The sequence below is a fragment of the Alteraurantiacibacter aestuarii genome (assembly GCF_009827405.1).
GTDB classification, from domain to species: domain Bacteria; phylum Pseudomonadota; class Alphaproteobacteria; order Sphingomonadales; family Sphingomonadaceae; genus Alteraurantiacibacter; species Alteraurantiacibacter aestuarii.
The window spans coordinates 1-22,074 of the sequence record NZ_WTYY01000003.1; the positions used below are offsets into that span (position 1 = coordinate 1).

The following is a 22,074-nucleotide window of genomic DNA, read 5'->3' on the forward strand; positions in this document are numbered from 1 at the left end:
CGCCACCGCCGCCGCCACCACCGCCGCCGCCGGTGATCGTGGAGCCGCCAGTGGTTCCAGAGGTGCCGGTGATTGAGCCGCAGCTGACCAGTTCGACTTATGTCGAGCTGCCGGATGAGGTGACTACCGCCGCTGCCGCACTGGTGGAGGAAGCCGATACGGAGACAAGTTTCGGGATGGATTTCCCGAAGATGTTCAACCCGCCAGCGGTGTCCGAACAGGGCCTCGTGACCGATGCTGTGACCAGCGGTGGCGACAGTGCCACCAACGCCTGGAAGGGCGACGAAGATGAGGAAGAGCAAGATGAAGATTGAGAGATTTTCGATGCGCAAGCTCGCTCTTCCGCTTGCCTCGGCAATGGGGCTGGCGATCGCCACATGTCCCGCAGCGGCCCAGCAGGGCGGCTCGGTCGGCCTGCGCGATTCAGTGCCGATCGGGTCCAACGGATTGTGTGAAGCCCAGATTCAGTCACCCCGCGCGGGCGAAGGGCTGTTTGACCGGCGCTACCTCATCATCTGCCGTGATGCCGCCGCACCGGTCGGCATGCTGCAGGTCCTTGGCAGCAGCGACATGGATGCCGCCTATGCCAGGGTAACCAGCGCCGATGCGCAGTGCCGCGATGGCGACATCGGTGAGCGGCCGCTGGGGCTTTCCGGCACCCGAGGCTATCTCTGTTCGGCACCCGATACGGGTATCGAGCGGATGGTGATCGTCGGCAGTGCGGGCAATCGCACCTATGCGGCAAGCGGGCTGGCAGTTTATGACGATGCGCTGCGCATTGGCCTGTCCACGCTTGCGACAGACAGGCTGGTGGATGGAACGGTTGACGTTCCCTTGACGCAGGCTGGCGGCTCGCAGGCCTTCGCCCGCGCGCAGGCGGAGGCGATCTCCGCAGAAATCGCCCTGAACGAGGCCTATCGCCGCTCAAACGCCGGCAATTTTGCCGAAGCGGCTGAATTCTTCACCGCATCGGCCAGCGCATTGCAGGGCAATAGTGCGACAGAGGCGCTGCTGAACGCCGCGCTGCAACAATCGAACCTGGGCAATTTCCGCGAAGCCGGGACGCTGTTCCTTCAGGCAGCCCCGCAGGCTGCCAATGACCCGATCCTTGCCCGCCTGGCGCGCAATTTCCAGGCTGTGGACGCGCTCAACCGAGGGCGCGCCGTCGAGGTCATCCAGATCCTCGATACGCCGCTGCCGGAACTGACCGAGAGCCTGGACGCAACGCTGCAATTGCAGATCGACAATGCCTTGTCAGAACGACTTTCTGCCGAACAGGGCAATGCCATTGCGGGTGTCGCCAGCAATCTTTCCCTGCTGGAACGGGCGCAATTGCTGGATGGGCAATCCAGATATCTGCGCGCATCGGCGCTGCGCCAGATGGGCCAGATCGATGCCGCTCAGGCGGCGCTTCTTTCTGCTCAATCGGATATCGTCGCCGTGCGTGACGGGCGGGTTGTATCGATCCTGTGGCTGCGCGCGCAAATCCTGGCGGAGCTGGCCGAGATTGAGGAAAGGCGCGGCAATCTGGCTGGCGCGGAAGACCTGCATCTGCAGGCCGTGAACGTGCTGGAAAGCAATTATCCCGGCTCGCCCGCCCTGCTCAGCGCCCGCGCCCAGCTGGCCGGCCTGCTGGCAAGAACGGGCCGCGAGGACGAGGCGATCAGCGTCTATCGCCAGCTTGTATCCAATGCCGACAGCAAGCCCGCATCGTCGCTGCGCAGCCAGCTGGCGCCCTATTTCGAGATTCTGGGCAAGCGCGCAGGCAATGAACAGGCCGCCGCCGACATGTTCGCGGCCAGCCAGTTGCTGCTGCGGCCGGGCCTGGCCCAGACGCAGGCGGTGCTCGCCAGAGAACTTTCGGCCGGCAGCGATGAGGCATCGCAGCTGTTCCGCCAGGCGCTCAACCTCAACCGCGCAATCGAAGTGATGCGGGGCAATGTGGCGCAGGCCGCGCTGGTGCCTGAAGCCACTCCCGGCGCTGCCGCCGATCTGGCGGCAAAGCGTGAACAGCTGGACCAGCTGCGCCAGCTTCAGCTGGGCGTGCAGCAGCAGCTTGCCGCCTATCCGCGTTACCGCGTTGTCAGCGATGACAGGATGGAACTGGGCGATCTGCAGGACGTGCTGCACGACGGCGAGGCCTATCTCAAGCTCGTGATGCTGGGTGATGATGTCTATGCCATCTATGCCCAGAAGGGCGTTGCCACAGCCTATCCGGTTGCCGCATCGGCTGATGACATTGGCGTGATGGTGGACAGGTTGCGCGATTCGATCGCCATTGAGGAAGCGGGCCAGACCATCACCTATCCCTTCGAAATCGCCACCGCGCGCGATCTGTACAAGGCGATTTTCGGCCCGGTTGATGCCAATCTGGCCAATGTGACCGAGCTGGTTTTCGAGCCCGATGGCGCCATGCTGCGCCTGCCCGCAAACCTGCTGGTGATGGATGATGCCAGCGTGGCTACCTATGCCGCCCGCGTGGAGGACCCCGCTGCCGATCCCTATGATTTCAGGGGCACGGCCTGGCTGGGACGCGCCATGCAGATCACCACGGCGGTTTCGCCTTCATCCTTCCGCGATGTGCGCGGCGCGCGCGCCTCGGATGCGACCGGCGAATATCTCGGCCTGGGGCAGAACCTGCCTCTGGCAGAGGGTCTGACGCAGGCAAGCGGCACGCGCAGCGGCATTGCCGGAGAGCGCTGCACGTGGTCCCCCCTGACATGGGGCAATCCGATCCAGGCGACGGAGCTGCGCACTGCGGGAAGCATATTGCAGGAAGGTGGATCGGGCGTTTCGATCCTGACCGAAGGCGAGTTCACCGACACGCATCTGCGCGCCATGACCGACCTCGACGAATATCGCATCATCCACTTCGCCACGCACGGACTGGTCACCTCGCCAGAGGCGGATTGCCCGCCGCGTCCGGCCCTGCTCACCTCCTTCGGTGACGGGGATTCAGACGGCCTGCTGTCCTTTGCGGAGATATTCGATCTGCGGCTCGATGCCGATCTGGTGATCCTGTCAGCCTGCAACACGGCCAGCGTCGGCGGCCTCACCGCATCGCGTGAAGCAGGCGTTGCCACCGGCGGCGATTTCGCGCTGGACGGACTGGTGCGCGCCTTCGTTGGCGCTGGCGGACGCACGGTGGTGGCCAGCCACTGGCCGGTACCCGATGATTATGGGGCAACGGGCAGGCTGATATCCGGCTTCTTCCACGCCAATTCCGGCGTCTCGACGACAGAGGCCCTACGCCAGTCGCAGCTGAGCCTGATGGACGATGCGGATACCTCGCACCCGTTCTACTGGTCTGCCTTTGCCGTGGTGGGTGACGGGTCCATCCCCGTTCGCCGCTAAGCCCCGACAAGCCTCGCGCCAACAAAAAGGGCGGCTCCTCACGGGGCCGCCCTTTCTGATCCAGGTGTGCTGATTCAGGGTTGTTGAAACCTACCGGCCCCAATCCTCATTGGCGCGCGCGATCAGGTAATTGTGGATCGCATCGGCCTGTTCCTGATCCAGGATATCGTCAAAACGGCCCATGCCCTTGTCGAGGTACAGCCCCTCCAGCACGATCTGGTTGAACTTGCCATGCGTCTCCCGGTCCATGTGCCGCAGGTCTGCCACACCGCCGATGGCGTTCTGTCCGTGGCAGACAGAGCAGGTCTGGGCGAACAGCTCCGCGCCCCGGCGGACAATCTCCTCCGATGCGCGCAAGGCGGGCGGTTCGGGCGGAGCGGAGGCCTGCGCAGGCAGCGGCGGCAGGGCGACATTCCCCCCCAGTTTGAACACCAGCAGGCGGGCAGGTGCGCGCGGCATTTCAATGCCCGCCCCGCGCTCGATCTGGGCAGCGCCGCCGCCCCAGCCGGCATTGACGGCGATATATTGCACGCCGTCCAGCTCATAGGTGATGGAACCTGCCACCGGCGCACTTTGCGTGGGATATTCCCACAGCACCGACCCGTTGCGCGCATCGAAGGCGGCGAAGGTCTGGTTGGTGGTGCCTTCGAACACGACATCGGTCGCGGTCACCATCACCCCGCCATTGCCATGGCGCGGCAGGGGCACCTGCCAGGCGATCCGCTGGTTGACCGGATCATAGGCGGTCAGCCACGCCTTCTCGATCTCATTGGCCTGCGCCATCAGCTCCCCGCGAATGCGCCCGGCCTCTCCGGTATAGCCGCCCCAGCCGGAGTTTGAGCGCATCGGCTGCGGCGTCCAGCCAGGCTGCAACGCATAGACGAAGGCAGACTGATAGGCGGGGAAATAGGCCAGGCCCGTGCGCGGGCTGAAGGCCATGGGGAACCAGTTATGCGCCCCGCCCGGCCCCGGCGCGACCAGCCGCGGATCAACGCCATAGCGCACCTGATCGGTGGTGATCGGGCGGCCGTTGGCATCAAAACCGGCATTCCAGTTCTGATAGACATGCGCGCCTGCACTGATGAATTCCCCCGTCGCCCGGTCGAGCACGTAGAAGAAGCCATTCTTGGGGGCCTGCATCAGCACCTGCCGCTGACGGCCATCGATCTCCAGATCGGCGCTGATGATGGAGGAGGTGCAGGTCCAGTCCCACTCCTCACCCGGGTTCATCTGATAGTGCCAGCGATAGGCACCGGTGGTGGCATCCAGCGCCACGATCGAGCAGACGAAGAGGTTATCGCCCTCATTGTTGGACCGGTAAAAGCGCGCATGCGGGACCGAATTGCCGGTGCCGACATAGACCAGGTTGAGCTCCGGATCGTAAGCGATCGAATCCCACGGATTGGCCCCGCCGCCCAGTGTCTTCCACATGCCTTCCTCGGACCAGGTCTGGCGGACCATCGCCATCACCGGATCGGACGCCTCGCCATCGGGGCCGTTCGCAGGATCGCCGGGGGTGAGGAAGAACTTCCACGCCTTTTCGCCTGTTTCGACATCATAGGCAGACACGAAACCGCGCACGCCCAGATCGCCGCCGGACTGGCCGACAACCACCTTGTCCCCAAACACGCGCGGCGCGCCGGTGATCGAATAGGCAAAGCCGCTGTCCAGCTCGAACGTGCGGGTGGACCACAGTTCCTCGCCGATATCCTTGTCCAGCGCGATCAGCCGCCCGTCCAGCGTGGCGATGATCACCTTGTTGCCCGACATGGCAAGGCCGCGACTGACCGGCTCGCAACAGGCAAGGCGGCCAAATTCGCGCGGCGTGTGCGGATCGTATGTCCACAGCACTTCGCCCGTGCGCGCATCATAGGCGGTGGTGATATTCCACGAGAGCGTGTTGTAGAGCACGCCGTCAGCATAGAGCGGCGTCGCCTCCACCCCGCGATAGGTATCCAGATCGTCATACCAGGCGAGGCCAAGCTGGCCGACATTGGATGCGTTGATCTGCGTCAGTGGGCTATAGCGCTGGGCGGTATAATCGCGCCCGTCGCTGATCCATTCGCCCGGCGCAGGGTTGGCCAGCGGGTCGATGTTGGCAGGTGCCGCCGCCAGATTCGCTGCGGGAGGGGCGCTGGTCGCGGTGCAGCTGGCCAGAGCCATCGCCAGCGCGGGTGCAATCCCTGCCAGCAGGGCTGATTTGCGTGTCGTCTTCATTTCTCTCAATCCTGTGGCGGAAGCGCAATGGGTTGTGTCCCGTCAGCCTGACGGCCCACTGTCAGGCTCTCTATCTGCTCTGCCGTTCCGGGCGGGCGGTGGTATGCGCCAACCGTCGCCACATCGGGCACCATCGCCTCCCCCGTCACCGGGTTGGGGTAGTGGAAGGGGATGATGTAATAGGCGGGATAGGTCAGATAGACCGTGCTGGGCGGCAGGTCCGGCGGCGGATTGAACTTGTCCGGCCAGGTGTTGTTGAGCGCGTTTTCGCCCCACCCCTGCCAGTTTGTGTACATGGTGAAAGGCCCGGTCAGGCGGCTCATGCGCCAGATGCCGTCCTCGCCCTTTTCAAACTCGTCCTCGTACAGCGGCAGGCCCCACCCGCTGCTGGCCATCACGAAGGCGCGGCTGCGGATCCAGCCGGTGGTGCCATCGGGCGAAACATTGACGATCGGCTGAAACTGCATGTGATTGGTCAGCAGGCCGATATTGGCGCCGTCCGGGCCGAACGCGGTCTGCATATATTCCAGCACGCGGTCGCGGCCCACGAAGATGCCCTTGCCGCCGATCTCCAGCGTGGCGTCTTCGGTGAACAGCTGGCTCAGCAGCGTCCACTGGCCCTTGTCGACGAAATAGCCATAGGTGCGCTGCACCCGCTCGATATCGTTCATGTCCTCCAGCCGGGTGATGCGGGCGTCGAGTTCATCGAGCATGGCATCCACGTCCTGCGCGGCGGCGGGAGTGGAGGCGAGAATTGCCAGTGCGGCGGCTGCAAGAAGTGCCTTTTTCATCATCATTCCCTCCCCGCGATATCATCGCGCGGCTGCACCACCTCTATCGGCTCACCGGTCACAGGGTGCGGAAAGCTGAATGGCGGAATGTAGTTGGACGGAAAACTGCGATAGACCTCGCTGGGCGGTTCATCGGGCGGGAACAATGCGCTTGGGCCATCAGCGGGAATGGCCGAGCGGGTCCAGCCGGCATCATAATCGGTCCGGGCGGTGAGGTAGAAGTGCAGCTCGGCAATCTTCCACACGCCGCCTTCCTTCACATAGTCATTCTCGTAAAGGCCCACGCCCCAGATGCCATTGGCGCCGGGCTGCGACAGCATGATCATGCCCTGCCAGCGCGCGGTAGCCGTCTGGCCATCATCGGCCACGTTGATCACCGCCTGCAATTGCATGTGATTGTTGAGATGGCCGGGGGCGAGCCGCTCCGGCCCGAACAGCAGCAGCGCGCGTTCAATCCGCTGGCGGCCGATATAGACGCCGCGCTGGCCATATTCGAAACGGCCATTGCGGGCGAAAAGCTGCGCCACCTCGCTCCACATGCCCTTGTCGAAATAATAGCCATAGCTGGCCTGCAGCACTTCGATGGCCTGCTGGTCCTCCAGCCGCTCCACCCGCTGGCGATAATCGGCCAGCCGCTGCCCGGTCGATTGAGCCTGAGCAGATTGGGCTGCGGCGGATTGGGATGCGGCGGATTGGGATGCGGCGGGAGCTGCGATGGCCAGCGTCAGTGCGCCGGTGATTGCAAGACGGATCATTCGACCGGCCTCCCGGTCACGGGATGGGGTGCCTGGAAGGGCGGGATCTGCACGGCGGGGAAGCCCTGATAATCGGCGCTGGGGCCGCGATCGGGCGGATAGTCCAGCGATGTCTGGCTGCGCACCAGCCCCTCCCCTTCATTCAGTCGTGCCCATCCCCGGGCATAGGGTACCACGAAATTCACATAGAGATGGATACGGCTGATCTTCCACACGCCGCCTTCGCGCACATAGGCGTTTTCATACACGCCATCGCGCCATTCGGCATGTTCGTGATATTGCCCCAGCATCCCCAGATCGCGCCAGCGCGCGGTGGCGCTGCGGGCATCGTCGGCCACGGTGATCGCCGGTTGCAGCGTGACCCATTCGTTGAGCTGGCCGTAGATCAGCCCTTCCTGCCCGCCATGAAGGCGGCGCAGATATTCGCCGATCCGCTCCGGCCCGGCATAGACCCCGTCAATGCCCAGCTCGATCGTGCCGTCATCTGCAAACAGAGCGGCGGCCTCATTCCACAGGCCGCGATCGACGTAATAGGCAAAGGCGCGCTGCAGGTTCTTGATGGCGCGCACGCCTTCCAGCTTCTCGACCCGGCTGGTCAGCGCCTCAACCTCGGCAACGACTTGCGCGTCGGACATTTGCGCCTGCGCGGTGGCGGGCATGGCCGCCATGCTGGCGGCGGCAATAAGGGCGAGCGTTCTCATTCGGCCTCCGGAATTGGGGTGGACTCGATTGTAAAAGGACCAGGGTCCTGCTCCCTGAGCGCGGGATCGAACAGGTAAGTGATCTTGCCGACCGGATACCAGGCGCGCCCGTTCACCGCCGTGGCGGATGACGGATAATCGATCCCCTGCGCGATCACGTCAATCTGTGCAGCGGTGCCATCGATAGTGACCACGGTGACTTTGCCGCCCGGCCCCTCTGTCTGCAGGAAGCGATTGCCGCCCAGCGGGCGCAGGCCGTCCGGCCCTTCCATCGGCTGCGATGTTTCCAGCACGGTGACGGTATCGAACAGGCCGTTGTCTTCGACCCCCACCTGCATCAACGTGTGACGCTGGACCGAATTGACATAGAGCGCGCCGCTTTCCGCAAAGGCGATCCCGTCAATCCCGCCAAATTCAGGATCAGCCGCCCAATAGTCCAGCGCCTCCCCGCCAGCGGCCAGCTTGAATATCCGCCCGCCGATCGTGTCCGTTGCATACAGGTCGCCATTTCCGGCAACCGCCATGTCATTGCACAGCACCGGCCCGGCATCGGCAGGAAAGGGGTGGCTGGCGACAAGCGAGCCATCGGCCAGCGCAAAGGTCTTTACCGCCGACGATCCATCCTCTCCCATCGCGGGATTGGAGCAGACCCACAGCCAGCCGCGGGTATCGTCTGCCAGCACGCCAAATACCGAAAGCAGGCCGTTCTGCGCATCGGGCGCGATCCAGACAGAGCCTGTCGCGCTGCCCGGTTCGATGCGGTAGATCGCCCCGCGATTGCTGCCCGCATAGATGATGCCATCTGCATCGGAGGTTATGCTTTCGGGAAAGAGCCGCTCGCCTTCCAGCGTGATGGTTTCAATCGCAGGCTGGTCGCCGGTCTGCGCATCTTCCTGCGCACAGGCGGCCAGCGCCAGCGCGGTCAGTGCCATGGCGCAGCAATTGCGCCTGTTCCCTCTCACCATTCCATCCCCCAACAAAGCGCCTTCCCTTGCGCTGTGCCTATACCATAGGATGCTGGGGCGTTGCTGCAAGATAACCTTGGCTAGAATTAGAGTAATCTGCGGCTCAGGAGAGAGAAATGAGCGACACAAGCAAGACCGGCCTGTCCCGGCGCGAGATTCTGGCTGCCGGGGCAACCATTCCGCTGGCCCTTTCAGCAGGCAAGGCGATGGCGCAGCAGGCGCAGGGCCAGCCGCTTATCGGCGATCCGCAATTGCCCCTGCCTGCCTCTGAAAGGATGCGCTGGGCGATTGTCGGCCTGGGCACATTTGCCATCGGCCAGGTGATCCCCGGTTTCGGCAACTCCAGCCTCTCACGCATCACCAGCTTCGTTTCCGGCAATGCGGCCAAGGCGCATGATCTGGGTGCGCGCTACGGCGTGTCACGCTTCTACGATTACAGCAATTTCGATGCCATTGCCGACGATCCGGAGATCGACTGCGTCTATATCGTGCTGCCCGTGGGCCTGCATGCCGAGTTTACCATTCGCGCCCTGCGCGCAGGCAAGCACGTCTTGTGCGAAAAGCCGATGGCCTCCACCAGCGCCGAATGCGCAGCGATGATTGCTGCTGCCCAGGCCGCAAACCGCCAGCTGGGAGTGGCCTACCGTGTGCATTTCGAACCCAATAACCGCGATGCGCTGCGCCGGATCGAGGCGGGCGAGCTGGGCGCGATGCGCTATATCTCCGCAGACCACGGCTTTTCCGCCGATCCGAACTGGCCACCGCACAAATGGCGACTGGAAAAGGCGCTGGGCGGCGGCGGTTCGATGTATGACATCGGCATCTACGGCCTCAACACATCGCTGATGATGCTGCCGGGCGATGTCCCGCAATCGGTATCCGCACTCTATTCCACCCCCGCCGGAGATCCCCGCTTTACCGAGGTGGAGGGCGGCATTGATTACCGCGTGCGCATGGCCAGCGGCATCAACATCCAGGGCTCGTCATCCTATTGCTGGAGCCCCTATGTCTCGCGCCAGCGCTATTTCGGGGCAACCGCTTCCATCGCCATGCAGCCGGCCACCACGTACGATGACAACCGCATCACGCTGGAAGGCGGCGGCGGGCCAAGCCGCAGCTTCACATCGGGCGATCCCATGTCGCAGTTTTCTGCGCAGGTGGACGGCTTCTCCGCCGCTGCCCGCGCCAACCGGCCCCATCTCACACCGGGCGAGATGGGACTGCGGGACATGCGCCTGATAGAGGCGATGTATGCCAGCGCCGATCAGGATGGCGCCATCATCGCGGTGTAGGGCCGCGCCCGATCACCCGGGCAGTTGCGCAGGCTCCATCCGCGGCACCAGGGCGTGAATGCAGGCCAGCGCAATCAGATAGGCAAGCCCGGCATAGATCACGATGGGCACGTATGATCCTGTCAGTTCCAGCGTCCAGCCGGTGGCCTGGGCAATCAGTATGCCGCCCACCGCGCCCGCAGCTCCGCCCATTCCCGCAATCGTCGCCACCGCACGGCGCGGATAGAGATCGCTGATCATGGTGAAGATGTTGGAGCTGAACGCCTGATGCGCCGCCGTGCCAAGCCCGATCAGCATTACTGCCACCATCGGGCTGGGCGCACTGGCCACCGTCACCATCGGCACCGCCAGCAATGCGGCGATCAGCAATGTGGTCTTGCGCGCGCGGTTGATGCTCCATCCGCGCCCGACAAGATGCGATGACAGCCAGCCGCCCGCGATCGAGCCGACGTCCGCCAGCAGATAGACGCCGATCAGCGCCGGGCCGATGGTGGCCAGTATACCGCTGTCGCCGGTTGGAAACAGCTCCATGCCCTGCGTCCGGCCAAGGAAATCGGGCAGCCAGAACAGGAACAGGTACCACACCGGATCGGTGAAGAACTTGCCGCAGATGAAGTACCATGCCTGTCGCTGGCGCAAGGCATCCTTCCAGCCCAGCGGTGCCCCGGCAGGGTCCTCACCATCCTGGTTGATCCATTCGCGCTCGCTATCGGTCAGTTCGGCGTGATCGGCAGGCTGGCGGAAGAACCGCAACCACCCCCACAGCACCACAAAGCCGATCAGGCCGGTGACAAGGAAGGCGGAGCGCCAGCCATAAGCACCGGCAATGCCGATGGCGATGATCGGGGTCAGCAGCACGCCGACATTGGCGCCTGCATTCAATATGCCCACGCCCAGCGCGCGTTCACGCCGGGGGAACCATTCGGCCACCGATTTGACCGCCCCTGGATAGGCTGCGCTTTCGGCCACGCCCAGGGCGATGCGGGCAAGGATGAAGGCCAGCACGCTGCGCGCGGCGGCATGGAAACAGGCGGCAAGGCTCCACAGGCCAATGGCGATGGCAACGCCCTTGCGCGTGCCGACCCTGTCCAGCCAGCGACCCACCACCAGCAGGCCGATGCCGTAGCTGGCCTGAAAGGCGGTGACGATATTGCCGTAATCGACCTCGCTCCAGCCCATGTCCGCCTCGATAACGGGCTTGAGCACGCCGATGATCTGGCGGTCGATGTAATTGATGGTGATGACGAAAAACAGCAGCGCGCAAATCGCCCAGCGATATTGGCCGGCCGGCTTTTCCATCTGCGCCGGTGCGCGATCGTCAGCCGGTTTGCCACCCGGTCCAGTGGCTTTAACCTGCGCGCTCATGTCCGGCCTCTGCGACCGGTATTTTCCCCGTGGGACATCTTCGTTCCCCTCCCCCTGATAGCGCTACCATATGGTGCGAGGACCATGCCGACAAGCGCTATTGTGCTGTGCTCAGCGCTCCTCGGCTGCGGCGGCGGCGCGCAGGCGGGCGCGCAATATACGTCCCGCAGGGGTCAGATCGGCATCGCTCCACCCGGCCACGGCTTGCGTCCCGGGGCGCAGCGCGGCGCTGCTTTCATCACGCTCGGTGATGGACCAGTTGAGCCACGAGATGTGGTTCTCCTCCGCCCAGTCCCACCAGGCGTTGCTTGATGCCATGTCGATGGGGCCGTTGCCGGTCGCCTCGACAATGCCGAATTCGGTGATCATCAGCGCCAGCCCCGCCTGCCGCGCCTGCTCCGCACGGGCGCGCAGATCGTCCTTGTGGGTGGCGGCGTAATAATGGAGCGTATAGCCGATATTGCTGCCCTCCAGAGGATCGAGCGCGGCAATATCGACATCCTGGCTCCAGCTGGGAGAGCCGACGATTATCAGGTTGTCGGGATCGATCGCACGGATCGCGGCAATGATCCGCTGGTGATAGGGCTTGATGTCGCGCGACCAGTCCACCCCGTCGCGCAAAGGCTCGTTGAACGGCTCGTAGATGAGGTTGGGCAAGTGGCCATATCGCCGCGCGATCTCGGTCAGGAAGCGCTCTGCCTCTTCGGGATGCTCGCGGTGCGCGTGCCAGTCCACGATCACATAGATGCCGTTGGCGGCGGCGGCTTCGATCACGGTGGAGGCCTTGTCGATCTCGCGCTCGAAATGCTGGAGCGCGCTGTCATCGCCCTCTGCCGCAATGGCGGCGCGAACGGCGCTGACCTTCCAGTCGGACACCAGCCAGTCGACCGTCTCGCGTGTGTAGAACTGCGGCCCCCATTGTGACCAGAACAGGCTCATCCCGCGCAGCGTCACCGGTTCGCCCTGCTCACCCACGATCTGCCCATTGGTGATGGAAAGCGACCCGTGGAGCGCAACCGGAGTAGTCGCGGGAACGCGCGCCAGATCGCTGATCGGCCGGCTGGCGGTTTGCAGGCTCTGCCCGTCACTGCAGCCCCCCACAGCCATTGTAAGTGCCGCCGCTGCGGCGATGAGGCGGAATGCCTTTCTCACCTTTCTCATCTCACTTCTCCTGCTGTGCCCATGTGTGCATGGGCCTGTTCTATTGTCACAATGTCCTGCGCGCTGGGTGACCATGATCCACCGATTATCCCATCCGGCCCGAAGATCGCCCCGATCCGAGAACGCAAATCCGCCTCCACCGCTGCATCCCGCAAGCGATCGGCCAGGGGATCGTCCAGCCAGCGGCCATCGCTGATATGCCACAGCCATGCCGCAATGCCGGTCAGGATGGCGGGGCAGGGTTGCGAGTTTTCACGCAATGTCTCCATCCAGCGCTGGGGGATTTTCTGGCTGCCATCCATGGCGATCTGGGCCAGCCGGTGGTTCAGCGCGGGATCGGAAAACCGCTGCAGCAGCCGCCGAGCATAGGCGGCCAGATCCTGCGCTGGAGCCACCGCAATAGTGGGCGCGGCTTCATCCAGCATCAGACGCTGCACCAGCGCCCGCAAGGCCGGATCGGCCACCGCCTGATGCACAAATTCATGCCCCGCCGCCAGCCCGGCATAGGCCAGCAAGGAATGCGCACCGTTGAGCATGCGCAGCTTGGCGGCCTCAAAGGGCGCGACGTCAGCCACGATCTGCACTCCGCAATCCTCCCAGCGCGGACGCGGACCCGCGAAGGCGTCCTCCACCACCCATTGGCTGAAGCTTTCGGTGAACACCGCTGCCTCGTCGCGCAGGCCGATCCGCCGTTCAAGGCCTGCCAGGTCGGCATCGCGCGTGGCCGGCACGATCCGGTCAACCATCGCATTTGGACAGCTGCATTCAGCCGCAAACCAGCCGAGCAATTCAGGGGCCTGCGCAGTGAGATATTGCGTCATCAGATAGCGCAGCACGGCACCATTGGCGGGCAAATTGTCGCAGCTCAGCAGCGTCAGGCCGGGTAACCCTGCCTCCATCCGCAATTTCATGCCAGTTGCCAGCAGCGGGTAGAAACTCGCGCGCGCAGCCTCCAAATCCAGAGCCACATCTGCCGCGCGGCAATATCCCTTCTCGGTCACCGTAAAGCTGACGATATGGCAGGCGGGCGAGGCGATCCGGGCCGCGATCGCTTGCGCATCGCGGCCTGCCACCAGCACTTCACGCACCGATCCGATCACGCGCGTGCGTACCTCCTGCCCGGACCTTTCGCTCAGCGTGTAGAGCCCGTCTTGCGGACCCATCTGCCGCGCCACATTGTCTGATCGCAGCGATACTCCGCAAATCATCCAGTCGCGCTCCCCCGCCGCCATCGCATCGTCGCAACAGGCGGCCAGATGCGCGCGGGCGAAGGCGCCAAGTCCGAAATGGACGATGCCCACCTGCTGCCCGCCACGATCGAAAGCGGGGCACGCCACATCGGGCGGCAGGCGCTCCAGCGTGGCGGTCGACAGCCTCACAGCCGGTAGGCCTGCCGGGCCAGATTACAGGCGAGGTCCTGCGCCAGCTGTGCCGCCTCGTCCTCTTCCAGCCGGTGTTCGGCCACCAGTTCCGCCAGGAAACCGCAGTCCACCCGACGCGCCAGATCATGCCGCGCCGGGATGGACAGGAAGGCCCGCGTATCGTCGTTGAAGCCCACGGTGTTGTAGAAACCGGCGGTCTCCGTGGTCATGCGGCGGAAGCGGCGCATACCTTCGGGACTATCGTGGAACCACCATGCAGGCCCCAGCCGCAGGCACGGATAATGGCCCGCCAGCGGCGCCAGTTCGCGCGCATAGGCGGTCTCATCCAGCGTGAAGAGAATGAGCGTGAAATCCGCCTCATTGCCGAAGCGGTCGAGCAGCGGTTTCAGGGCGTGGACGTAGTCTGTCGGCATGGGAATATCGGCCCCCACGTCGCGCCCGAATTGTGCGAACAACTGCGCGTTGTGATTGCGGAAGGAGCCGGGGTGCAGCTGCATCACCAGCCCGTCCTCCATGCTCATGCGCGCCATTTCGGTGAGCATTTGCGCACGGAACAGCTCGGCATCCGCGGGCGATGATGCGCCGCCCTTCACCCGGTCGAACAGCGCCTGCGCCTCCGATTGCGGCAGATCGGCGGTGCGCGCGGTGGGGTGGCCGTGATCGGTCGATGTCGCGCCCATTTGCGCAAAGAAGGCCCGGCGCTGGCGATGCGCGGTAAGATAGCCGGTCCAGCTGAGACAATCCTGACCCGTCAGGTCCGACAGCAGAACCAGATTACGTGCAAAACCTTCGAACTCGGGGTCCACCACCGGATCGGGGCGATAGGCGGTGATCACCCGCCCGCCCCAGCCGCTGTCCCGAATGGCGCGGTGATGATCGAGGCTGTCGAGCGGGTTCTCCGTGGTCGCAATCACCTCGATATTAAAGCGTTCGAACAGGGCACGCGGGCGGAAGGCTTCTGTCGCCAGCGCCGCCGTGATCGTATCGAAATAAAGGTCCGCAGTGGCCGCTTCCAGCCGCACGTCCTGAGCGAACACCTCGGCAAACACCCAGTCCAGCCAGATGCGCGAAGGCGTGCCGCGAAACAGGTAATAATGCCGCGCAAAGATACGCCATGCCTCGCGCGGATCCGGGCGCGGGTCCGGGCGCGGGTCCGGGCGCGGGTCCGGGCGCGGATCGGCACCGGAACCACCCAGCCCAAGATCCTCCAGCGCCACGCCTTGCGAATAGAGCATGCGCAGCAGGTAATGGTCGGGTTGCAACAGCAGCTCGGCCGCATTGCCGAATGGCGCATTGCCGGCGAACCATGATGGATCGGTATGGCCATGCGGGCTGATGATCGGCAGGCCCTGCACCTGCGCGTAAAGCATGCGGGCGATGTCGCGGGTTCTGGGGTCGGCAGGGAAAAGCCGGTCCGGATCAAGATGCAGCGCGTTTGGCAGGAGCCTCTCCTCTCGCTTTTTGCCACGTCAGCGTTACATGGGGCATTCAACCAATGGTAGCGCTAACGGAGGGGTTGTCGCGCATGAAGATCACGGCTGCAAGGGTCATCGTCACATGTCCGGGGCGGAATTTCGTCACGCTCAAGGTGGAAACCGATCAGGGCGTCAGCGGAATCGGGGACGCCACGCTCAACGGGCGCGAAAAGGCGGTGGTCGCCTATCTGGAGGATCACGTGATCCCCAGCCTGATCGGCCGCGATCCTTCGCGGATCGAGGACATCTGGCAATTCTTCTATCGCGGAGCCTACTGGCGGCGCGGCCCGGTGACGATGAGCGCGATATCCGCCGTCGATACCGCGTTGTGGGATATCAAGGCCAAGATGGCGGGCATGCCGTTGTATCAATTGCTGGGCGGCAAGAGTCGCGAGCGGGTGATGGTCTATGGCCACGCCAATGGCGCGAGCCTGGAGGAGACCGTGGATGCGGTGGGCCAGTATATCGCCATGGGGTACAAGGCGATCCGCGCGCAAAGCGGCATTCCCGGTATAGAAAAGGCGTATGGCGTAGCGCGCGGCACGCTGCATTATGAGCCTGCCGATGCGGCCCTGCCGACCGAGACCGTGTGGGACACGCCCAAGTATCTGCGCTTTGCGCCCAGACTGTTCGAGAAGCTGCGCGATACCTATGGCGATGAGCCTGAGCTGCTGCACGATGTGCACCACCGGCTGACCCCCAATGAAGCGGCGCAGCTGGGCAAGGCGCTGGAGCCGCACCGGCTGTTCTGGATGGAAGACCCGACCCCGGCGGAGAACCAGCAGGCCTTCCGCCTGATCCGCGAGAGGACCACCACTCCGCTGGCCGTGGGGGAGATCTTCGACTCCATCTGGGACTGCAAGGATCTGATCGAGAACCAGCTGATCGACTATATCCGCACTACCGTTCTGCGCGCGGGCGGCATCACCCATCTGCGGCGCATCGCCGATCTGGCCAGCCTGTATCAGGTGCGCACCGGCAGCCACGGCGCCACCGACCTGTCACCTGTGACCATGGGCGCGGCGGTGCATTTCGATACGTGGGTGCCCAACTTCGGTATTCAGGAATATATGCGCCATTCGGAGGAAACCGACGCGGTCTTCCCCCATGACTACCGCTTTGCCGATGGGCATATGCATTGCGGAGAAACGCCCGGACACGGTGTGACGATAGACGAGGAGCTGGCGGCCAAATATCCCTATCGGCCTGCCAGCCTGCCTGTCGCGCGGCTGGAAGACGGGACCATGTGGAGCTGGTAAATCAGGGCACCGCATGGCCCGAATAGAGCAGGCCGCCATTGCCCTCCCGCTCGAACACCGGGCCCGGCACGCTGCCGTCATGCACGATCACGGCGATCTCCCGCCATTGTTCCATGCCGGGGAAACTGCCCTGTCGCTCGCCGATGGCCAGCAGCTTGGCGCGATCATGCCAGCGCATCGGAATGCGGGAAAACTCGCCGCGCACATAGCCCATGTCCTCGCCCTGATCCTCATACAGTGAGAACGCGCCATCGGCGCCGGCGAAGACATGCACCGTCAGTTCACCCTGCGGATTCTCGCCGGTATATTGCACGTCGGGGCCAAGCGGCACGATGGAGCCTGCGCGCACGAACAGCGGCATTCTTTCGCGCGGGGCATCCGCGGTTACGGTCTGCCCGCCGGTATAGCGCGCGCCGGTATTCGTATCATACCAGTCGGTTCCGGCGGGCAGGTAGACTTCGCGGTTGCGCGCGCCGAACCGGGTGACGGGCGCGGCCAGCAATGACGGGCCGAACATGTATTCGTCATCGATGTCCCACACCTGCCGGTCCGCTTCGAAATCCATCACCAGCGGGCGGATGATCGTGCCATCGGCAAAATGCGTGCCCGCCGCCAGCGTGTAGATGTAGGGCATCAGGCGGTAGCGCAGGCGGTGGTAGTGGGTCAGGCCCTCCATCATCGCTGCATCCTGCGCCGCGATGATCGGCGTTTCGCGCTGCGGGAATTCACCGTGACTGCGGAAGAGCGGGCTGAACGCGCCAAACTGGAACCAGCGCAGATACAGCTCGCGCCATTCGGGCAGGTGCGCGGGGTCCTGATTTGAAAAACGGTTTTCGACCGCGAAGCCGCCGATATCATGCGTCCAGTTGGGCACGCCCGCGACCGACAGGTTCAGCCCGGCGCTGATCTGGTCGCGCAAGTCGTCCCAGCGCGCCGCCACATCGCCCGACCACAGCGCCGCGCTGGCCCGCTGGATGCCGCCAAACCCGCTGCGGGTGAGGATGACAGGCCGCCGGTCCGGTTGTGCCGCCCGCAACCCTTCGGCCACGCCCTGCGCATGGAGCAGCGGATAGGAATTGAAGATCGCCGCGCCCGGCACACCGGTGGCGGGCGATGTCATCTGGTATTTGCGCTGCTGCACCGAGAGGTTGGAATGCCAGTCCGGCTCGGTCGCATCCATCCACCACGCATCAAAGCCCAGCGGCAGCAGCCTGTCCGCCATCTGCCGGAAATAAATCTCCCGCGCCTGCGCCGCATAGGGATCGTAGAACGTGTTGGCATAGCCTGGCCCGACCCAGTCGAGCTGCCCTGCGTCCAATGGTCGTTGGTACAGATATCCGCCCGCTGCCAGTTCCTGTGCATTGGCGGTGCCGGGATAGAACTTGGGCCACACAGACAGCATGATCCGTGCGTCCATATTGTGCACCGCAGCCACCATTGCAGCAGGATCGGGGAAGCGCGCGGGGTCGAAACCATGACTGCCCCATTGATCCTCCGGCCAATAGAACCAGTCCTGCACGATGGTATCGATGGGAATGCGCGCATCGCGATATTGCCGCAGCACATCCACCAGCTGATCCTGCGTTTCATAGCGCTGGCGCGATTGCCAGAAGCCAAAGGCCCAGCGCGGCATCATTGGCGCATTGCCAGTCAGGCGGCGGTATCCGGCGATGGCGTCATCCATGCTCGGCGCAGGAACCACGTAGTAATCGATCGCCCTGCCCGCCTCGCTGGCAAAGCTGACCGAATGGCGGTCCGCATCGGGCAAAGGGTCAGCGTGTTCAAGCGCGATATAGCCCTGGTCCGGCTCCCACTCCACGCGCAGCTCGGTCGCCATGCCCGCTTCCAGATCCAGCTCGAAATTATGGAACCAGGGGTTCCAGTTCTGCCGCCAGCGGGACAGCACTTCCACGTCATTGGCGAACAGCTTCACATAGCCCGAGGAATAGAGGCGGAACTTGTGCGTGCCGGATGTGCGCGGGCGATACTGGCCGCGCCAGACGACCTGCTGCAACTGGGCCGAATGTCCCGCCGGATTCTGCCCGGTGGTGGCTGCCACCACTGCCGAGCGCGCCTCCTGCGGCCAGCGCTGCTGGTCCTCGATATACTGGTAATCGATGGTCCGCTCGGGCCTGGCGAGAACGTGCCTGCCCCCGACGAAATAGCTCGCCCGCCAATCCAGATCGAGCTGCTCATATTCTTGCGGATCGCCCACTCGGGTGATCGAATTATTGTCCCACAAGATGCCATAGCCGCGGGTGGAAACCAGATACGGAATGGCAATTGCCATGTTGTGCTGGGCGAGTTCCACGTCCTCGCCATTGTAATTCATCTGCCGGTTCTGGTGCTGGCCAAGCCCGTACAGCCCCTCGTCACTGCCGCGGTTGAACTGCGCGCGCGTGGCCAGCCATTGCTGGCCTTCGATCTGAACCCGCTGCAAGGTTCGTGCAGGCGCGTACTCGTCTAGCAGCAGCGTTCCGGCGGCGTCATAGACCGTCAGCCGCCCGTCGGAGCGGCCAATCACCGCATGGCCCATATGGGTGGTGAGGCTGGCGATGGCCTGATCCTGATAGAACACCGGCTCGCCATCGGCATCGTGGATGACCATCAGGCTTGGCGCCACCTGCGCCAGATCGTTCGCCACCGTCACACGGAAGGTTCCGTCGGCATAAGCGAGCACGCGCACATGCTCGCCCGCGTCGGTGGTCACCACCATGCCGTGCGGCACCTGCTCAACCTCGCCTGCCAGCGCGGGTCCGGCCAGCAGTGCCAGCAGCGCAGCGGCGACCGGAGCGCGGCCAATCAATGGACAGTGACCGGTGTGGGAATTGCCGCAGGCGTGATGGTGCCTTGCGCACGCCCGACAATCTCGATCCGGGTGCGGGCGCGGATATCGTCCGACGCACTGCCCACCATCAGCTCTATCGTGCCGGGTTCAACCACCCAGCCGCCAGAGAGGCCCCACAGCGCGAATTGCGCCGCCGACAGGGTGAAGGATACATCGCGGGTCTGCCCCGGCTGCAAGGTCACCCGGTCAAATCCGCGCAATTGCATGACTGGCCGCGACACGCTGGCCACCGGATCGCGCATGTATAATTGCACCACCTCGTCGCCAGCCACTGCGCCGCTATTGGTAACAGGAATGGTCAGCGTCACCGTGCCGCCATCCGCTGGCATGTCGGCGCGGTCCAGCGCGATCTCGCCATAGGCAAAGGTGGAGTAGGACAGTCCATGCCCGAAGGCGTAGAGCGGAGTGATCGGCAGGTCCATATAGCGCGCGGTATCCTTTGCCGGATCGGGGTCCGCGGGCCGTCCGCTGGGCAGTTGATCATAGGTGAAGGGCACCTGCCCCGTCGCGCGTGGAAAGCTGGCGGGCAGCCTGCCGCCGGGGTTGGCATCGCCAAACAGCGTGCGGGTGATAGCCGGGCCTGCCTCCACCCCCAGCAACCACGTCGCAAGCACGGCGTCGGCCGCTTCATCCACTTCGGGAATGGCCAGCGGACGCCCGCCCATCAGCACCACCACCAGCGGCTTTCCGGTGGCCTTGAGGGCTTCGAGCAATTCGCGCTGGCGGCCAGGCAGTTCGATGGAGGAGCGGCTGCGCGCCTCGCCCGACCAGTCATAATCTTCACCGATCGCCAGCACGATCACGTCCGCGCCTCGCGCAGCCGCAACTGCCGCCGCGATTCCGTTGCCGTCCTCACTGCTGTCAGCGTCACTGCTGCCATCGTTACTGATGCCATCGTTACTGCGACTGTCCACGCCGGGGGCATGGATCACGTCCGGATGCGCTGCTTCGAGCGCAGCGCGCAGGGTCACCACATCTTCCGCGCGGCCCTGCGCGCGCCATGATCCAAGCTGTGAAAGCGCATCATCGGCCAGCGCGCCGATCAGGGCGATCCGCCCGGCATTGCGCGCCAGCGGCAGGACATCGCCGTCATTCTTGAGCAGCACGATGGACCGCTCGGCAATGTCGCGCGCCGCTGCGCGGTGTTCGCCCGACAGCAGCACCTCCGCCTCCCGCGCCGCATCGTGATAGGCATAGGGATGATCGAACAGGCCCAGTCGCTGCTTCACCTGAAGGATGCGCAATACCGCTTCATCCAGCAGCGGCAGCAGCGATGGATCAGCTTCGATCGCACCGCGAAGGTCATCGGCATAGATGTCCGCCACCATGTCCATATCCACGCCAGCACGCAGGGCCAGCGCCGCCGCATCGGCGCGCGATCCGGCGATGCCATGCGCCATCAGTTCCTCTACCGCGCGCCAGTCTGACAGCAGCAGGCCGTCCCAGCCCCATTCATCGCGCAATATGCCGCGCAGCAGCGCTTCATTGGCGGTGGTGGGCACGCCGCCAATGGCATTGAATGCAGTCATGTAGCTGGCCGTGCCTTCCTGCGCAGCGGCCTGAAACGGGGCGAGATAGGTTTCGCGCAGCGCCCGCTCGGAGATTTCCGCCCCGGCATAATCGCGCCCGCCCTCGGCCGCGCCATAGGCCCCAAAATGCTTGGTGCCGGCCATGATCGTATCGGCGGCGGCAAGCTCATCACCCTGGAAGCCGCGCACCTGTGCCGCAGCCATACGACTGCCGAGGTAGGCATCCTCGCCCGCGCCTTCGACAATCCGCCCCCAGCGCGGATCGCGGGCAATGTCCACCATGGGCGCAAAGGTCCAGTGCAGACCCGATGCGCTGGCTTCGCGCGCGGCAATGCGGGCGTGGAGCTGGGCCGCCGCCGGGTCCCAGCTGGCCGCCATCGCCAGCGGAACAGGAAAGATCGTGCGATAGCCATGCACCACATCCATGGAGAACAGCAGCGGAATGCCCAGCCGGCTTTCCTCCACCGCCACGCGCTGCAACTCGCGCAGCTCAGCCGCACCCGCGACATGGAGGTAGGAGCCCACTTCCCCGCGGCGCACCCGCTCCAGCTCTTCCGGCCCGAGACGGGAGTTGAGCGCCTTGGAGCGCCCGCCCATGCGCTGTACCAGCTGGCCGATCTTTTCCTCCAGCGTCATGCGCAAAAGCAGCGATTCGGGATTGGCCGCCGCCCCCTCCTGCATTGGCATGGAGCCTGCCTGCGCGGCGGCGGACCTGTCTGCCACCACGATCAGTCCAATCGCCGCGAACAGCGGCAGCAGACACAGGGCGGCCCTGCGCATAAGCGGTGCGATAGTCATGTCCCCTCTCCCGTCCCGGCTTTGAATTATGCCTTTGACAATAGCCTCCAGAGTTAGGATGGTAGCGCTCACATAGCAAGATTCCCGCGGGGTGGCGGGTAATGGGAGGGATAATGTTGCGTTACGGGAAAGCGGGTCTGGTTGGGCTTGCGGGTTTGCTGGTTGCGGCCTGTGCGGCGGGT

Annotated in this window: 14 protein-coding genes and 1 pseudogene; 4 read left to right on the plus strand and 11 right to left on the minus strand. The window is 64.4% G+C overall.

From position 1 onward, the window contains the following. A pseudogene (locus GRI32_RS05455) lies at positions 1–314 on the plus strand (hypothetical protein); the annotation flags it as partial. Continuing rightward, entirely contained in the window at positions 304–3,354 is a 3,051-nt protein-coding gene (locus GRI32_RS05460) for a CHAT domain-containing protein (RefSeq protein ID WP_160590294.1), read from the plus strand. The pseudogene GRI32_RS05455 and the gene GRI32_RS05460, both read left to right, overlap by 11 nt. A gap of 90 nt (positions 3,355–3,444) precedes the next feature. Here GRI32_RS05460 and GRI32_RS05465 read toward each other — a convergent pair whose 3' ends face one another. The 5 genes from GRI32_RS05465 to GRI32_RS05485 are packed head-to-tail and all read right to left on the minus strand — an operon-like array spanning position 3,445 to position 8,750. Further along, positions 3,445–5,571, minus strand: a complete 2,127-nt coding sequence (locus GRI32_RS05465; protein WP_237437410.1) for a PQQ-dependent dehydrogenase, methanol/ethanol family — start codon at positions 5,569–5,571, stop codon at positions 3,445–3,447. 5 nt (positions 5,572–5,576) lie between these two features. Further along, positions 5,577–6,362, minus strand: coding sequence for a nuclear transport factor 2 family protein (locus tag GRI32_RS05470; RefSeq protein ID WP_160590296.1), 786 nt, complete (start codon positions 6,360–6,362; stop codon positions 5,577–5,579). A 2-nt stretch (positions 6,363–6,364) separates the two neighbouring features. Next, positions 6,365–7,117, minus strand: a complete 753-nt coding sequence (locus tag GRI32_RS05475) for a nuclear transport factor 2 family protein (RefSeq protein ID WP_160590298.1) — start codon at positions 7,115–7,117, stop codon at positions 6,365–6,367. After that, positions 7,114–7,818 (minus strand): nuclear transport factor 2 family protein, encoded by a 705-nt coding sequence (locus tag GRI32_RS05480; protein WP_160590300.1) that lies wholly within the window; start codon positions 7,816–7,818, stop codon positions 7,114–7,116. Before GRI32_RS05480 ends, GRI32_RS05475 begins: the two co-directional genes overlap by 4 nt. Further along, positions 7,815–8,750: an SMP-30/gluconolactonase/LRE family protein gene (locus GRI32_RS05485; RefSeq protein ID WP_160590302.1), complete on the minus strand. Its 936-nt coding sequence runs from the start codon at positions 8,748–8,750 to the stop codon at positions 7,815–7,817. The genes GRI32_RS05480 and GRI32_RS05485 overlap by 4 nt, the downstream gene beginning before the upstream one ends. 149 nt (positions 8,751–8,899) lie before the next feature. Here GRI32_RS05485 and GRI32_RS05490 point away from each other — a divergent pair, with 149 nt between their 5' ends. Next, positions 8,900–10,075, plus strand: a complete 1,176-nt coding sequence (locus tag GRI32_RS05490; RefSeq protein WP_160590304.1) for a Gfo/Idh/MocA family protein — start codon at positions 8,900–8,902, stop codon at positions 10,073–10,075. A gap of 12 nt (positions 10,076–10,087) precedes the next feature. On the opposite strand, the gene GRI32_RS05495 is transcribed toward GRI32_RS05490, so the two are convergent. The 4 genes from GRI32_RS05495 to uxaC form a co-directional block, all read right to left on the minus strand. Beyond that, positions 10,088–11,440, minus strand: a complete 1,353-nt coding sequence (locus GRI32_RS05495; RefSeq protein WP_202385958.1) for an MFS transporter — start codon at positions 11,438–11,440, stop codon at positions 10,088–10,090. Between the two features lie 111 nt (positions 11,441–11,551). Further along, complete coding sequence (locus GRI32_RS05500) at positions 11,552–12,601, minus strand: glycoside hydrolase family 5 protein (protein ID WP_160590306.1); 1,050 nt, start codon at positions 12,599–12,601, stop codon at positions 11,552–11,554. Further along, complete coding sequence (locus GRI32_RS05505) at positions 12,598–13,980, minus strand: mannitol dehydrogenase family protein (RefSeq protein ID WP_337190163.1); 1,383 nt, start codon at positions 13,978–13,980, stop codon at positions 12,598–12,600. Before GRI32_RS05505 ends, GRI32_RS05500 begins: the two co-directional genes overlap by 4 nt. After that, a complete protein-coding gene (uxaC, locus tag GRI32_RS05510) occupies positions 13,977–15,425 on the minus strand; it encodes a glucuronate isomerase (RefSeq protein ID WP_160591041.1) in 1,449 nt (482 codons plus the stop codon). Before uxaC ends, GRI32_RS05505 begins: the two co-directional genes overlap by 4 nt. 83 nt (positions 15,426–15,508) lie before the next feature. Between uxaC and manD the strand changes: the two genes are divergently transcribed. Beyond that, positions 15,509–16,717, plus strand: a complete 1,209-nt coding sequence (gene manD / locus GRI32_RS05515; RefSeq protein ID WP_160591043.1) for a D-mannonate dehydratase ManD — start codon at positions 15,509–15,511, stop codon at positions 16,715–16,717. A 1-nt stretch (position 16,718) separates the two neighbouring features. On the opposite strand, the gene GRI32_RS05520 is transcribed toward manD, so the two are convergent. Further along, positions 16,719–19,523: a glycoside hydrolase family 31 protein gene (locus tag GRI32_RS05520; protein ID WP_160590308.1), complete on the minus strand. Its 2,805-nt coding sequence runs from the start codon at positions 19,521–19,523 to the stop codon at positions 16,719–16,721. After that, positions 19,520–21,892 (minus strand): beta-glucosidase BglX, encoded by a 2,373-nt coding sequence (gene bglX, locus GRI32_RS05525; RefSeq protein ID WP_237437411.1) that lies wholly within the window; start codon positions 21,890–21,892, stop codon positions 19,520–19,522. The genes GRI32_RS05520 and bglX overlap by 4 nt, the downstream gene beginning before the upstream one ends. Positions 21,893–22,074 lie beyond the last annotated feature (182 nt).